Consider the following 15,774-nt stretch of genomic DNA (forward strand, 5'->3'; position numbering starts at 1 on the left):
CCCTCATGACCGTGAGCGCGTACGACCTGACCGGACGCACCGCCTTCGTCACCGGCGCCGCCGGCGGTATCGGCCGCGCCACCGCGGTCCTGCTCGCCGAAGCGGGCGCCACCGTGCACTGCGCCGACCGCGACCCACAGGGCCTGCACGAGACGGCGACCCTCATCAAGGACTCGGGCGGCACCGCCCGCACCCATCACCTCGACGTGACGGACCGGAATCAACTCCGCGAGGCCATCGCCTCCTGCGAGCACCTGCACGTCCTGGCCGCGATCGCCGGGATCATGCACAGCAGCCCCGTCCTGGAGACGGCGGACGAGGATCTCGACCGCGTCCTGAACGTCAACTTCAAGGGCGTGCTGTACGCCTGCCAGGAGGCGGCCCTCCTGATGATCGCCCGGCAGACCGGGGGCAGCATCGTCACCATGGCCTCGGGCGCCGTCGACACCGGCGGCCCCGGCCTGCTCGCCTACGGCGCGGCCAAGGCGGCCGTGGTCCAGCTGACGAAGACCCTGGCGACCGAGGTCGGTCGGCACGGCATCCGGGTCAACGCCGTCGCCCCGGGCTGGATCCGCACGCCGATGACCGACCGCCACGGCGAGGCCCAGGAACGGACCGAGGCCCTGATGGCCCGTATGTCACCGCTGGGCCGGGTGGGCCGGTCCCACGAGGTGGCTCATGCCGTGCTGTACCTGGCCTCGGACGCCGCGTCCTTCACGACGGGCCAGATCCTGCGTCCGAACGGCGGAGTGGCGATGCCGTGGTGACGGCGCTCGTGGCGGCCTGCCCCGCCGCACCCCGCCAGGCCGCCCGCCACCGCCCCGCGGCGAGCGCCCCGGGGGCCCGCGCCCGCGACACACAGTGCACCGGCAGCAGGCTCAGCCCCCAGCCCCCAGCGGCGACGGCACCCTCCAGCACCCCCGCGTCGGAAGACAGCGCCAGTCGCAGCACAGCCCACCACCACAGCGCGCCCAGCGTGAGGGCCGTCCCCCACCGCACTATCGGAAGCCCCATGACCCCACCTCCAGCCCACAGCCCCCAAAGCCCTCAGGACTGCGGAATCCGACGCTAGGCCCCCGCGCCACCCACCGACAGGGCGCACCAACGGCACACCGAGGCACCCCTGCCCGCCGCCTCACCCGTTCTCGGCCTGGAACATCCAGTGGTGCTTCTCCAGATCCGCCGTGATCCCGATGAAGAGATCCTGGCTGACCGGGTCGGCGTCCCCGGTCGCCGCCACCCGCTCCCGCATCCGCCCGATCACCGCGCCCAGCGCGTCCACCAGCGTCCCCACCGCGTCCGCGTCCTTGACCCACCCCTCGGACACCGCGCCGATGCCGCTGCCCGCCGCCACGGTCGCCGCACGCCCGTCCGGCGGGACGCCCAGTGCGGAAGCCCGCTCGGCGACGGTGTCGGAGTGGGTGCGCGCGATGTCCACGACCTCGTCGAGTTGCAGATGCACGGACCGGAACCGCGGCCCGACCACGTTCCAGTGGATCTGCTTCGCCACGAGGGCGAGGTCCACCAGATCGACGAGCGCCCCTTGCAGGGCCTCGGCCACGGTCTTCAGGTCCGCGTCGGACAACGGGCTCTTCACGACGTACATGCGCATGCTCCGATTCCTGTACACGGCTACACGGCCCCGAGCCCCGCCCGTCCCACGATGCACGAAAGCCCCGGCCGACGCCTCTCCAGATGTTCCGGAGAGGCCCGGCCGGGGCCTCGCGCACTTCGCAGAGTGCTTTGCACTTCTCAGTGCATCGTCAGCTCGTCCTCGAGCAAAACCCGAGGGCGTACGCGCGTGACGCTCAGGCGGCGACGACGTCCACTGCCTCGGCGGGCGCCTTGATGGTCACCCGTTCGGGTGGCACACCGGTCACCGAGACGGAACCCAGCATCGGACGTACCGGCGTGGGCACGGTCTCGCTGGGGGTGGCCGCAGCGGACTGGGCCAGCTCGGCGAGGGCGAGCTCGTCGCTCACTTCCCGCATCAGTTCGGACATCCGTACGTCCAGCGCGTCGCAGATGGCGGAGAGCAGCTCGGAGGAAGCCTCCTTCTGCCCCCGCTCCACCTCGGAGAGATAGCCGAGTGAAACTCGGGCGGACGAGGAGACTTCGCGCAGAGTACGGCCCTGGCGTTGGCGCTGCCGACGCAGCACGTCACCCAGCAGGCGACGGAGCAGAATCATCGGTGGCTCCCTCCTCGGACCGCGTAGCCGCATCCTTCACGCCCCACCGTACCGCCTTGCGCCGCGGCCGTGCGGGGAGCGATGTCGTGTTCACTCAGGGCTGCAAACATCAAAACCCCCCGTTCCGTTCCGTATCCTGTGCCCGCTCATTCCCGGTCTGTTCGCCCGCAAGCTCCTGAAGGAGCAGTGCGAGTACGCTCCGTACACTCTCCATACGAATTTCCGCACGGTCGCCGTTCAACCGCAGCGACGCGACTTTCCCGCCATCGGAGAGCTCCGAGGCCGGGCCGTCGACCGCCACGTAGACCGTCCCGACGGGCTTTCCGTCCTGTTCTTCCGGTCCCGCGACTCCCGTGGTCGCGATGCCCCAGTCGGCGCCGAGCGCCCTGCGGACGCCGGCCGCCATCTGGGCCGCGACCTGCGGGTCCACCGCGCCGCGCGCCGCCAGGAGGGCGGCATCGACACCGAGCACTTCGTGCTTCAGTTCGGTGGCGTAGGCCGTCACCGAACCGCGGAAGGCCTGCGAGGCCCCGGGAGCCGCTGTGATTTCCGCCGCTACCAACCCACCGGTGAGCGACTCGGCGACCGCGAGGGTCTCGCCCTTCACCGCCAGTAGTCGCACCACTTCAGTGGCCGGGGAACTCACGCTTCCGTCTCCTCCAACGCCGCCTCGCGCTCGGCGATTCCCTGCCGGCGCAGCACAATGGCTTGTCTCACATAGTCGAGGCCGGTCGCCACGGTCAGGACGACCGCCACAGCCATCACCCAGAACCTCGCGGTGGCCAGCCACCCCGTCAGCGCCAGGATGTACATCCCGACCGCGATGCCCTGGGCGAGGGTCTTGAGCTTGCCGCCGCGGCTCGCCGGGATGACGCCGTACCGGATGACGATGAAACGCAGCAGCGTGATCCCGAGTTCCCGACCGAGAATGACCGCGGTCACCCACCACGGCAGATCACCGAGGGCGGACAGACAGATCAGCGCCGCCCCCATGATCGCCTTGTCGGCGATGGGGTCGGCGATCTTCCCGAAGTCGGTGACGAGGTTGTAGGTGCGCGCCAGATGGCCGTCGAAGAGGTCGGTGATCATGGCGATCGAGAAGGCGGCCCAGGCGAACGAACGCCACGCGGGGTCGTGTCCGCCGTCGGCCAGCATCAGCGCGACGAATCCCGGCACGAGCAGCAGCCGGATCATCGTCAGGATGTTGGCGATGTTCCAGAGGCTGGCCTGGTCGACGGCAGCGGCCGCGATCTTCCCGCCGCGCGCGCCCTTGCCGGAGCTGTCGACACCGGAGGCACCGGAAGCACCAGAGGCACCCATCTGGGCAGCGCCCGCCTTGGCGGGTCCGCCCGCAGCGGATGCCGGTACTCCGGTCATCTGCCCGCCTCCTCACTACACGCGAGCGAGTCCGTCACCGGCTCGGCCACCAGATCGACACCCTCGGTACCGACCACCTTCGCCTCGACGATACGGCCGACGCTCAGGTCCTCGCCGCTCGTGAGCAGCACCTGGCCGTCCGTCTCCGGCGCCTGGTGCGCACCGCGGCCGTACACGCCCTCGTCATCCACGGACTCCACCAGCACGTGCACGGTCTCGCCCACGCGCTCCTCGGCCCGCTGCGACACCAGCTCCTCGGCGAGCCGGGAGACGCGCGCCAGCCGCTCGGCCACGACGTCCTCGTCCAGCTTGTTCTCGTAGGTGGCCGCTTCGGTGCCCTCCTCGTCGGAGTAGCCGAAGACACCGATCGCGTCCAGTCTCGCGCCGGTGAGGAAACGCTCCAGCTCGGCCAGATCGGCCTCGCTCTCACCGGGGAAGCCGACGATGAAGTTGGAGCGCACACCCGCCTGAGGGGCCTTGCTCCGGATGGTGTCGAGCAGCTCCAGGAAGCGGTCGGTGTCACCGAAGCGGCGCATCGAGCGCAGCACGTCGGGCGCGGAGTGCTGGAAGGACAGGTCGAAGTAGGGCACGACCTTGGGCGTGGACGTCAGCACGTCGATGAGGCCGGGCCGCATCTCGGCCGGCTGGAGGTAGCTGACGCGCACCCGCTCGATGCCGTCGACCTCGGCGAGCTCGGGCAGCAGGGACTCCAGCAGACGGATGTCGCCCAGGTCCTTGCCGTAGGAGGTGTTGTTCTCGGAGACCAGCATGATCTCCTTGACGCCCTGCTCGCCCAGCCAGCGCGCCTCGTTGAGCACGTCCGAGGGGCGCCGGGAGATGAACGAGCCGCGGAAGGACGGGATGGCGCAGAACGTGCAGCGCCGGTCGCAGCCGGAGGCGAGCTTCACCGAGGCGACCGGGGAGCCGTCCAGACGGCGGCGCAGGGGCGCGCGCGGGCCGGAGGACGGAGCGAGCCCCTCCGGCAGGTCCACGGGGCCGTGCCCGGGCAGGGCCACCTCGGCCGCCGACTCCTGGCGCTCGGCCGGGCTGATCGGCAGCAGCTTGCGCCGGTCGCGCGGGGTGTGCGAGGCGTGGATGCCGCCGTTCAGGATGGTCTGGAGGCGGTCGGAGATGTCGGCGTAGTCGTCGAAGCCGAGTACGCCGTCGGCCTCGGGGAGGGCCTCGGCGAGGTCCTTGCCGTACCGCTCGGCCATGCAGCCCACCGCCACGACGGCCTGGGTTCTGCCATGTCCCTTGAGGTCATTGGCCTCCAGGAGGGCGTCGACGGAGTCCTTCTTGGCGGCGTCGACGAAGCCGCAGGTGTTGACGACGGCGACATCCGCGTCCGCGGCGTCCTCCACGAGGTCCCAGCCGTCCGCCTCCAAGCGGCCTGCGAGCTCCTCCGAGTCCACCTCGTTACGGGCGCAGCCAAGAGTGACGAGTGCGACGGTACGGCGTTCAGGCATGGGCTCAAGACTACTTTGTCCCACCGACAACGAACGTCGACGGGGTTGGTGAAGATCACCAACCCCGTCGAACACGCACCGAGCCTCAGCCGACCTGCGGGTCGCCCTTGGTGTACGTCAGGCGCTCCACGGCGCCGGGCGCCCAGTCGTCGTCGATCTTCTTGCCGTTCACATACAGCTGGATCGCCCCGGCGTCACCGAGGACGAGGTTGATCTTCTCGCTGTCCTGGAAGGTCTTCGACTCGCCCTGCTGGAGCAGCCCGTCGAACAGCAGCCGGCCGTTGTGGTCCTTGGCGGAGATCCAGCTCTTGCCGTCAGGGGCGCTCACTCGGACGGTCACCTTGTCCTGCGGGGCCGCCGCGATGGCGCTGTCGGACGGGTCCGGCTTCGGCGACTCGGGCTTCTCGCTCTTCGGAGTGGGCGTGGCGGACTTGCCGGCCGTGGGCGTCGAACCCTCGGCGACCTGTGCCTTGCCGCCGTCGTCGCCACCCTTGAACGCGGTGAACCCGACGAACCCGATCACCGCGACGATCGCGGCGACCATGGCCGCGGTCCAGTTGGGCCCGCGGCGCTCGGGGCGGATGCGTTCCGCCTCGAACAGCGGGGCCGCCGGGGTCGGCGCCGGACGGCCGCCGTGGTCGGCGTCGTACTGCGCGAGGAGGGGGGCCGGGTCGAGGCGTACGGCCTTGGCCAGGGTCCGAATATGGCCTCGGGCGTAGACGTCACCGCCGCAGGGCGTGAAGTCGTCCGCTTCGATGGCATGCACGATGGCGATACGGACCCGGGTGGCGTTGCTGACGTCGTCGACGGTCAGCCCGGCCGCGATACGTGCCTGCTTAAGGGCACGGCCGACGGAGATTCGGGCTTCCTCGCGGTCGTCTTCGAACGGACGCTCGTCTTCAGGGGAGTTGCCGATGGACACGGGGGCGCCTTTCGAGCGTTTAAGCCACCTGTGCTGGAGGTTCAGTCTAGGGGGGGTGCGAAAGGGTGGGGCAACCGGGCGGTGGGACTTTGTACGCCATCGGTATGGCCGGACACGCCGATGGTGGGGCAGCAGCTTTTCGCTTCCCTCAACTTGACGTACGCCGAAGGGAAACGGTTGCTCAATGATCCCTTACGGGTGAGTCACGATCGAACATCCATCGGCGGCCCGCCCGTCCGCAAGGTGACCCTTGCGCCCCGTTTCCGGAGGTGACGTCCTCTTAAGCCTCCCCGCGGATCACCGCGAGCACGCCATCCAGCTCGTCAGCCTTCACAAGAACGTCACGTGCCTTGGATCCCTCGCTCGGCCCGACGATCCCGCGCGACTCCATCAGGTCCATCAGACGTCCCGCCTTGGCGAACCCGACGCGCAGCTTGCGCTGGAGCATGGAGGTCGAGCCGAACTGCGTGGAGACGACCAGCTCGGCCGCCTGGCACAGCAGGTCCAGGTCGTCGCCGATCTCCTCGTCGATCTCCTTCTTCTGCTTGGTGCCCACGGTGACGTCGTCCCGGAAGACCGGCGCCATCTGGTCCTTGCAGTGCTGGACGACGGCCGCGACCTCGTCCTCGGTGACGAAGGCGCCCTGCATACGGGTGGGCTTGTTCGCCCCCATCGGCAGGAACAGCCCGTCACCCTTGCCGATCAGCTTCTCGGCGCCGGGCTGGTCGAGGATGACCCGGGAGTCGGCCAGGGACGAGGTGGCGAAGGCGAGCCGCGAGGGCACGTTCGCCTTGATCAGACCCGTGACGACGTCGACCGACGGCCGCTGGGTGGCGAGCACCAGGTGGATGCCGGCCGCGCGCGCGAGCTGCGTGATGCGCACGATCGAGTCCTCGACGTCACGCGGCGCGACCATCATCAGGTCCGCGAGCTCGTCGACGATCACCAGCAGGTACGGGTACGTCTTGAGCTCCCGCTCACTGCCCTCGGGCGTCTTGAGCTTGCCGTCGCGGATCGCCTGGTTGAAGTCGTCGATGTGCCGGTACCCGAACGCCGCCAGGTCGTCGTACCGCAGGTCCATCTCCCGTACGACCCACTGGAGCGCCTCGGCGGCCCGCTTCGGGTTGGTGATGATCGGCGTGATCAGGTGCGGGATGCCCTCGTACGCCGTCAGCTCGACGCGCTTGGGGTCCACCAGGACCATCCGCACGTCCTCCGGGGTCGCGCGGACCATGATGGAAGTGATCAAGCAGTTAATGCACGACGACTTACCGGAACCGGTGGCTCCGGCGACGAGCACGTGCGGCATCTTCGCGAGGTTGGCCATCACATAGCCGCCCTCGACGTCCTTGCCGAGCGCCACCAGCATCGGGTGGTCGTCCTCGGCCGCGGCGGCCAGCCGCAGCACGTCACCGAGGTTGACCATCTCCCGGTCGGTGTTCGGGATCTCGATGCCGACCGCGGACTTGCCGGGGATCGGCGAGATGATCCGTACGTCGGGACTGGCGACGGCGTACGCGATGTTCTTGGTCAGCGCGGTGATCCGCTCCACCTTCACGGCGGGGCCGAGTTCGACCTCGTAGCGCGTGACCGTCGGCCCGCGTGTGAAGCCGGTGACGGCAGCGTCGACCTTGAACTCCATGAAGACGTTCTGGAGCGAGGCGACGACCGCGTCGTTGGCGGCGCTGCGCGTCTTGCCGGGTCCGCCGCGCTCCAGGAGGTCGAGCGAGGGCAGCGAGTAGGTGATGTCGCCGGACAGCTGTAGCTGCTCCGCGCGCGGCGGCAGCTCGCTCGGGGCCTCGGGCGCGGGCTTGGTGAGGTCGGCGACCTCGACCTTGAGCTTCTCCTGCCGGGGCCGTGCGGCCGGCACGGGCTTCGAGACCGGAACCGGCGTCGGAGTGGTCTCCTCCCGGTCCCCCACGCTCACCCCCTGGGTGAGGTCGGCGACGATCGGCGACGGCGGCATCCCGTGCAGCACGGCTCCGTCGAGCGCGGCAGCGGCGGCCGCGGCGACGTCCACGGCGTCCATCTGCCGGTCCATGTCGGGCTGCGGCACAGCGGAGCGCCTCGGGCGCCCACGACGCCGCGAGAGGGCCTCCTGCTCGGCGCCCTCGGGGTCGTAGGCCTCGGGCGTCTGGGCGCGCTTACGCGCGCGTGGGGGCAGTGCCTCACGCCACTGCTCGTCGTAGCGCTCGTCGTCGTCCGAGAACTCGTCGAACTCGTCCGCCCCCGGATCGTGCAGTACCCCGAGCCGGACCCCGAGCTCCCGCAGCCGCCGCGGGATGGCGTTGACCGGCGTGGCCGTGACGACGAGCAGTCCGAAGACGGTGAGCAGCACGAGCAGCGGTACGGCGAGGACCTCGCCCATGGTGTACGTCAGCGGGGTCGCCGCACCCCAGCCGATGAGCCCGCCGGCGTCCCTTATGGCCTGCATGCCGTCGCTGCGGGCGGGCGCGCCGCACGCGATGTGGACCTGCCCGAGCACACCGATGACGAGCGCGGACAGGCCGATGACGATCCGGCCGTTGGCCTCGGGCTTCTCGGGGTGCCGGATGAAGCGCGCGGCGATGACCGCGAGCAGTATCGGCACGAGCAGGTCGAGGCGCCCGAAGGCGCCGGTCACGATGATCTCCACGAGGTCGCCGACCGGACCGCGCAGGTTCGACCAGGTGCCGGCCGCGCAGATCAGCGCGAGGCCGAGCAGCAGCAGCGCGACGCCGTCCTTGCGGTGCGCCGGGTCGAGGTTCTTCGCGCCGTTCCCTATGCCGCGGAACACCGCGCCCACGGCGTGCGCCAAGCCCAGCCAGACGGCGCGTACGAGCCTGTAGATGCCGCCGGTCGGGTTCGGCGCCGGCTTCGGAGGCGGCGCGGCCTTCTTCGCCGCGGCCTTCTTGGCGGGCGCCTTCTTCGCCGGAGCCTTCTTCGCGGCGGCCTTCTTCGCCGGAGCCGCCGCCTTCTTCGCGGGCTGCTTCTTGGCAGCGGAGGGACGTGAGGCCATAGGTGTGAGGTTACCGGTGGAGACGACAAGGGACACGCGTGCCCACTGCTTCACCCGTTCGTGTCGCCCTTGCGGGGACTGGAAACTGACGTGTGCTCACGCACAACTGGGCCGGGCCCGGGCGTCAGTTCTGGGAGGTCACCGCCGACGTGCTTCCGGCGCCCGGTTCGAGGGCGTCCAGCGCCCGCCGCAAACCGGTGAGTTTGCGTTCGAGATGCGCCGCCGTGGCGACCGCCGCCGCGTCCGCCGACTCGTCGTCGAGCTGCTTGGACAGCGCCTCGGCCTGCTCCTCGACCGCCGCCAGCCGCGCCGACAACTCGGCGAGCAGCCCGGCCGGCTCCTTCGCCTCGCCCGCCGCCGGGGCCTTGCCGCCCGTGCCACCCTCCAACTGGAGCCGCAGCAGCGCCGCCTGCTCCCGCAGCTGGCAGTTCTTCATGTAGAGCTCGACGAAAACGGAGACCTTCGCGCGCAGCACCCACGGGTCGAACGGCTTGGAGATGTAGTCGACCGCGCCGGCCGCGTACCCACGGAACGTGTGGTGCGGGCCGTGGTTGATCGCGGTGAGGAAGATGATCGGGATGTCCCGGGTGCGCTCCCGCCGCTTGATGTGCGCGGCGGTCTCGAACCCGTCCATGCCCGGCATCTGGACGTCCAGCAGAATGACCGCGAAATCGTCAGTGAGCAGCGCTTTGAGCGCTTCCTCCCCGCTCGATGCCCGCACCAGTGTCTGATCGAGCGCGGAGAGGATGGCCTCCAGCGCCAGCAGATTCTCCGGCCGGTCATCGACCAGGAGGATCTTGGCCTTCTGCACCATGGCCCGCCCTCCTCGCCCCGGATGTGCACCGGGCGCCGCCCCTGGGGACGACTCCCTTTCGCCGCCCAACCTTGTGCCGGTCATGGTAGCCGCACCCTGCCCGTCGCCACACCCTGTCACCGCGATGTCACTGTGCACGTAGCAGAAACGCAAGCGGAGACCAGAAGGTTCCCCGAATCCCGTACTTCTACACGGCTTCGAGCACACTGAGTCAGCAACTCCGCGTGAACACAGAAGGTTCCCGCAGCATCCACGCGAAGCCCGACCCGTCCGGTCACGCGACCCTCACGCCGTCCCGTCACGCACCCCTCACGATTCCCGCACCGGTCCCCCGCCAAAGGGCCCGCCCGCTGCCCGCACGGGTCCCGGCGCACGGCCCCGCAGGAGCCGCACACCGGTCCCGTCACGCGCCCCGCATCCACTGCTCCATGACCGTGAGCAGATGATCGGGGTCGACCGGCTTGGTGACGTAGTCGGAGGCGCCCGACTCGATCGCCTTCTCCCGGTCGCCCTTCATCGCCTTCGCGGTCAGCGCGATGATCGGCAGGCCCGCGAACTGCGGCATCCTGCGGATCGCCGTCGTCGTCGCGTACCCGTCCATCTCCGGCATCATGATGTCCATCAGCACGACCGTCACGTCGTCGTGCTGCTCCAGGACCTCGATGCCCTCGCGGCCGTTCTCGGCGTACAGCACAGACAGCCCGTGCTGCTCCAGGACGCTGGTCAGCGCGAAGACGTTACGGATGTCGTCGTCGACGATGAGCACCTTCTCACCGCCGAACCGGATCCCGGGCCGCGCCTCCGTCACCGGGTTCTGCTCCGTCGCCGACCACCGCTCCTGAGGCGGCTGTTCGGCCTCCGGCAGGGCCCGGCGGCGGCGCCGGAACAGGGCCGCGGCACCGTTCTGCGTCTCCTGGTACGACCTCACCTCGGCCGGCGTCACCACCTCCACCTCGGACAGCCCGTTGCTCTCCGAGGCGAGCAGCTCACCGGCCTCCAGGGCGGGCATGGGCTGCTGATAGCCCTGCGGCGGCAGTTCGCTCGGGTGCAGCGGCAAATACAGCGTGAACGTCGAGCCGCGTCCCGGCTCGCTCTGGGCGTGGATCTCACCGCCCAGCAGCTGGGCGATCTCCCGCGAGATGGACAGCCCGAGGCCCGTACCGCCGTACTTGCGGCTGGTCGTGCCGTCGGCCTGCTTGAACGCCTCGAAGATCACCCGCATCTTGCTGGCCGCGATCCCGATCCCGGTGTCGGTCACGGAGAACGCGATCAGGTCGGCGTCCGGATCCCGCAGCGAACCGGTCTCCAGGAGCTGCTCGCGGATCTGCACCGGCACGTCCGCGTTGGCCGGCCGGATCACCAGCTCCACCGCTCCGGAGTCGGTGAACTTCACCGCGTTGGAGAGCAGGTTGCGCAGCACCTGGAGCAGCCGCTGCTCGTCGGTGTGCAGCGTGGCGGGCAGCTCCGGCGAGACCCGTACCGACAGGTCCAGGCCCTTCTCCGCGGTCAGCGGCCGGAAGGTGGCCTCCACGTAGTCGACGAGCTGGACGAGCGCGATGCGCGTCGGGGAGACGTCCATCTTGCCCGCCTCGACCTTCGACAGATCAAGGATGTCGTTGATGAGCTGGAGCAGGTCGGAGCCGGCCCCGTGAATGGTCTCGGCGAACTCCACCTGCTTCGGGGTGAGGTTGGCGTCCGCGTTGTCGGCGAGCAGCTTGGCCAGGATCAGCAGCGAGTTGAGCGGCGTCCGCAGCTCGTGCGACATGTTGGCGAGGAACTCGCTCTTGTAGCGCATCGACACGGCGAGTTGCTCGGCGCGCTCCTCCAGGACCTGCCGCGCCTCCTCGATCTCGGTGTTCTTGACCTCGATGTCGCGGTTCTGCTGGGCCAGCAGCTCGGCCTTCTCCTCCAGTTCGGCGTTGGAGGACTGGAGGGCCTTCTGCCGGTTCTCCAACTCCGCCGACCGCTCCCGAAGTTGCTCGGTCAGCTCCTGCGACTGCCGCAGCAGCACCTCGGTCTTGGTGTTGACGGAGATGGTGTTGACGCTGGTCGCGATCATCTCGGCGATCTGGTTGAGGAAGTCCTTCTGGATCTGCGTAAAGGGAGTGAAGGAGGCCAGCTCGATGACGCCGAGCACCTTGCCCTCGAACAGCACGGGAAGGACGATCACTTGCGCCGGAGGCGCCTCGCCGAGCCCGGAGGAGATCTTCAGATACCCGCTGGGCGCGTTCTCCACGAGGATCGTCCGCTTCTCCTGCGCGGCGGTCCCGATGAGCGCCTCCCCCGGCCGGAACGAGGTCGGCATGGAGCCCATCGAGTAGCCGTACGAACCGAGCATGCGCAGTTCGTACGAGTCCTCCTGCTCGGCGCTGACGTCCTTGCCGTCGACGAGCGGCATCGCCAGGAAGAACGCGCCGTGCTGCGCGGAGACGACCGGCGTCAGCTCGCTCATGATCAGCGAGGCCACGTCCGCGAGGTCACGGCGGCCCTGCATGAGCGCGGAGATACGGGCCAGGTTGCCCTTGAGCCAGTCCTGCTCCTTGTTGGCGATCGTGGTGTCGCGCAGGTTGGCGATCATCTTGTTGATGTAGTCCTGGAGTTCCTGGATCTCCCCGGACGCGTCCACGTCGATCTTCAGGTTCAGGTCACCACGGGTCACCGCGGTCGCCACGCGCGCGATGGCACGCACCTGCCGGGTCAGGTTCCCGGCCATCTCGTTCACGGACTCGGTGAGGTCCCGCCAGGTGCCGTCCACGTCACGCACGCGTGCCTGGCCGCCGAGCTGGCCTTCCGTACCCACCTCGCGGGCGACGCGGGTGACCTCCTCGGCGAAGGACGACAGCTGGTCGACCATCGTGTTGATGGTGGTCTTGAGCTCCAGGATCTCGCCGCGCGCGTCGATGTCGATCTTCTTCGTCAGGTCACCCTTGGCGATGGCCGTGGTCACCATGGCGATGTTCCGCACCTGACCGGTCAGGTTGGACGCCATCTGGTTCACCGACTCGGTGAGGTCCTTCCACGTGCCGGCCACACCGGGCACGCGCGCCTGTCCGCCGAGGATGCCGTCCGTACCCACCTCGCGGGCCACCTTGGTGACCTGGTCGGCGAACGAACTCAGCGTCTTCACCATGGTGTTGAAGGTGTCGGCGAGCTGCGCGACCTCACCGCGCGCCTCGATCGTCACCGTCCGCGTCAGGTCGCCGTTGGCGACCGCGGACGCGACCTGGGAGATGTTCCGCACCTGCATGGTCAGGTTGTTGGCCATGAGGTTCACGTTGTCGCTGAGGTCCTTCCAGATGCCGACAACGCCCGGCACATGGGCCTGTCCGCCCAGGATGCCCTCGGTGCCCACCTCGCGGGCCACCCGGGTCACCTGCTCGGCGAAGGACGACAGCTGGTCCACCATCGTGTTGACGGTGCTGACGAGTTCGAGGATCTCGCCCTTGGCGTCGACGGTGATCTTCTTCGACAGGTCGCCCTTGGCGACGGCGGTCGTGACCTCGGCGATGTTGCGCACCTGGATGGTCAGGTTGTTCGCCATGAAGTTCACGGACTGCGTGAGGTCCTTCCAGGTGCCGGAGACCCCCTGCACCTCGGCCTGACCACCGAGGATGCCCTCGGTACCCACCTCACGGGCCACACGCGTGACCTCTTCGGCGAAGGACGACAGCTGGTCGACCATCGTGTTCAGGGTGTTCTTCAGCTCCAGGATCTCGCCGCGCGCGTCCACGGTGATCTTCTGGGACAGGTCACCCCGGGCCACCGCGGTCGCGACCTGCGCGATGTTGCGCACCTGACCGGTCAGGTTGGACGCCATGCCGTTCACCGAGTCGGTGAGGTCCCGCCACACACCCGCGACGCCGGGCACCTGGGCCTGACCGCCCAGCCGGCCCTCCGTACCCACTTCCCGGGCCACCCGGGTCACCTGGTCGGCGAAGGCGGAGAGCTGGTCCACCATCGTGTTGATGGTGTTCTTCAGCTCCAGGATCTCGCCGCGCGCGTCGACGTCGATCTTCTGGGACAGGTCACCCCGGGCCACCGCGGTCGTCACCTGGGCGATCTGCCGCACCTGCGAGGTGAGGTTGCCACCCATGAAGTTGACGGAGTCGGTGAGCTCCTTCCACGTACCGGAAACCCCCGGTACGACCGCCTGACCGCCCAGGCGGCCCTCGGTGCCCACGTCCCGGGCCATCCGCGTCACCTGGTCGGCGAAGGCCGAGAGCTGGTCCACCATCGTGTTCACGGTGTTCTTCAGCTGAAGCATCTCGCCGGACACATCGACGGTGACCTTCTGCGACAGGTCACCGTTGGCCACCGCCGTGGTCACCTGCGCGATGTTCCTCACCTGTCCGGTGAGATTCCGGAACGCCGTGTTGACGGAGTCGGTGAGGTCCTTCCAGGTACCGGCCGCGCCGGACACCTGCGCCTGCCCGCCCAACTCACCCTCGACACCGACCTCGCGCGCCACGCGCGTGACCTCGGCACCGAACGCCGACAGCTGGTCCACCATCCCGTTGACGGTGTTCTTCAGCTCCAGCATCTCGCCGGCCACGTCCACGGTGACCTTCTGCGACAGGTCACCGTTGGCCACCGCCGTGGTCACCTGCGCGATGTCCCTCACCTGAATGGTCAGATTCCGGAACACCGTGTTGACGGAATCCGTGAGGTCCTTCCACGTGCCCGCCGCACCCGGCACGTTCGCCTGCCCGCCGAGCTGGCCCTCGGCACCGACCTCGTTGGCCACGCGCGTGACCTCGTCCGCGAAGATCCGCAGGGTCTCGGTCATCTGGTTGATCGTGTCCGCGAGCTGGGCGACCTCGCCCCGCGCCGACACGGTCACCTTCCGCGACAGATCACCGCTGGCGACCGCGGTCGTCACCTCCGCGATCCCGCGCACCTGAGCCGTCAGATTGCCGGCCATCAGGTTCACCGAATCGGTGAGGTCCTTCCACACACCCGCCACACCGGGCACCTGCGCCTGCCCGCCCAGCTCACCCTCGACGCCCACCTCGCGCGCGACGCGGGTCACCTCGGAGGAGAAGGACGACAGCTGGTCCACCATCGTGTTGACGGTGTTCTTCAGTTCGAGCATCTCTCCGGCCACGTGAACCGTGACCTTCCGGGACAGATCACCCTTGGCCACCGCGGTCGTCACCAGCGCGATGTCCCGCACCTGAGCCGTCAGCCGGTACGCCATGGTGTTGACCGAGTCCGTGAGGTCCTTCCACGAACCCGACATCCCGCGCACCTTGGCCTGCCCGCCCAGCTTGCCCTCGGTGCCCACCTCGCTGGCCACGCGCGTGACCTCGTCGGTGAACGTGGAGAGCTGGTCGACCAGATTGTTGACAGTCCGCCCGACCTTCAGGAACTCGCCGCGCAGTGGATGCCCGCTCCCGTCCGGCGCCTGCGTCCGCAGCTCCATCCGCGGCGACAGATCACCCTCCGCGACCGCGGAGAGCACCCGCCCGACCTCCGAGACAGGCCGTACGAGATCGTCGACCAGGGCGTTGGAGGCGTCGATGGCGGTCAGCCACGAACCCTCACAGGCGCCGATCTCCAGCCGTTCCGTGAGCTTTCCCTCACGGCCGACCATCCGCCGGACCCGGGACAGCTCACCGGTCAGATGCAGATTCCGGTCGGCGACCTCGTTGTAAACCGCCGCGATCTCGGACATCACACCGTCGCCGGAGACGGTGAGCCGCTTGCGGAAGTTTCCGTCCCGCATCGACACCAGAGCCGCCAGCAGTCGGTTCAGGGCAGCCGTGTCCACCGCGGTGGTACCACCGCGTGGTTTGCGCTGGTTGTTCAGGGACTGTCCGCCTTTCGCGCGCGTCTTAGTGCCCCGCGTCGCTGCGCCAGACTCCACTGTGTCCCTCCCGCAGGGGTCGACCGTTACTGCTGAGCTCCGGTAATACTGCTCGGCGTACCAGTTAATGCTGTGCCTCGGTGCCGGATATACCAGGCCGCATCACGGGCTGCTGCCCGCTGTGGACAGAAGACACCCGGCC

At 69.1% G+C, this 15,774-nt stretch carries 11 protein-coding genes; 1 reads left to right on the forward strand and 10 read right to left on the reverse strand.

Annotation, left to right across the window (positions count from 1 at the left end; translation table 11 throughout):
- Positions 1–5: 5 nt before the first annotated feature.
- A complete protein-coding gene (locus OG885_RS13140) occupies positions 6–767 on the forward strand; it encodes an SDR family NAD(P)-dependent oxidoreductase (RefSeq protein WP_405730579.1) in 762 nt (253 codons plus the stop codon).
- Here the strand turns inward: OG885_RS13140 and OG885_RS13145 are convergent.
- The 10 genes from OG885_RS13145 to OG885_RS13190 all read right to left on the reverse strand — a co-directional run bounded on the left by OG885_RS13145 (position 715) and on the right by OG885_RS13190 (position 15,632).
- Positions 715–1,014: a hypothetical protein gene (locus OG885_RS13145; RefSeq protein WP_405730581.1), complete on the reverse strand. Its 300-nt coding sequence runs from the start codon at positions 1,012–1,014 to the stop codon at positions 715–717. The genes OG885_RS13140 and OG885_RS13145 overlap by 53 nt on opposite strands.
- Before the next feature lie 121 nt (positions 1,015–1,135).
- Positions 1,136–1,606: a Dps family protein gene (locus OG885_RS13150; RefSeq protein ID WP_059198656.1), complete on the reverse strand. Its 471-nt coding sequence runs from the start codon at positions 1,604–1,606 to the stop codon at positions 1,136–1,138.
- 202 nt (positions 1,607–1,808) lie between these two features.
- The gene (locus tag OG885_RS13155; protein WP_399950121.1) at positions 1,809–2,189 is read right to left on the reverse strand and encodes a helix-turn-helix domain-containing protein; all 381 of its coding nucleotides are present in this window, start codon (positions 2,187–2,189) and stop codon (positions 1,809–1,811) included.
- Positions 2,190–2,298: 109 nt separating this feature from the next.
- Positions 2,299–2,835 carry a CinA family protein gene (locus OG885_RS13160; RefSeq protein WP_405730584.1) on the reverse strand — a complete coding sequence of 179 codons (537 nt, stop codon included), beginning with the start codon at positions 2,833–2,835 and terminating at the stop codon, positions 2,299–2,301.
- On the reverse strand, positions 2,832–3,566 hold the full coding sequence (gene pgsA, locus OG885_RS13165) for a CDP-diacylglycerol--glycerol-3-phosphate 3-phosphatidyltransferase (RefSeq protein WP_405730586.1): 735 nt from the start codon (positions 3,564–3,566) through the stop codon (positions 2,832–2,834). The genes OG885_RS13160 and pgsA overlap by 4 nt, the downstream gene beginning before the upstream one ends.
- Positions 3,563–5,032: a 30S ribosomal protein S12 methylthiotransferase RimO gene (gene rimO / locus OG885_RS13170; RefSeq protein ID WP_405730588.1), complete on the reverse strand. Its 1,470-nt coding sequence runs from the start codon at positions 5,030–5,032 to the stop codon at positions 3,563–3,565. Before rimO ends, pgsA begins: the two co-directional genes overlap by 4 nt.
- Before the next feature lie 85 nt (positions 5,033–5,117).
- On the reverse strand, positions 5,118–5,954 hold the full coding sequence (locus tag OG885_RS13175; RefSeq protein WP_405730590.1) for a helix-turn-helix domain-containing protein: 837 nt from the start codon (positions 5,952–5,954) through the stop codon (positions 5,118–5,120).
- 280 nt (positions 5,955–6,234) lie between these two features.
- Positions 6,235–8,952, reverse strand: coding sequence for a DNA translocase FtsK (locus OG885_RS13180; protein ID WP_405730592.1), 2,718 nt, complete (start codon positions 8,950–8,952; stop codon positions 6,235–6,237).
- Positions 8,953–9,076: 124 nt separating this feature from the next.
- Positions 9,077–9,766, reverse strand: a complete 690-nt coding sequence (locus OG885_RS13185) for a two-component system response regulator (RefSeq protein WP_405730594.1) — start codon at positions 9,764–9,766, stop codon at positions 9,077–9,079.
- Positions 9,767–10,169: 403 nt separating this feature from the next.
- Positions 10,170–15,632 (reverse strand): HAMP domain-containing protein, encoded by a 5,463-nt coding sequence (locus OG885_RS13190; RefSeq protein ID WP_399950103.1) that lies wholly within the window; start codon positions 15,630–15,632, stop codon positions 10,170–10,172.
- Between the last annotated feature and the right edge of the window lie 142 nt (positions 15,633–15,774).

The organism is Streptomyces sp. NBC_00028 (assembly GCF_045041065.1).
Classification (GTDB): domain Bacteria; phylum Actinomycetota; class Actinomycetes; order Streptomycetales; family Streptomycetaceae; genus Streptomyces.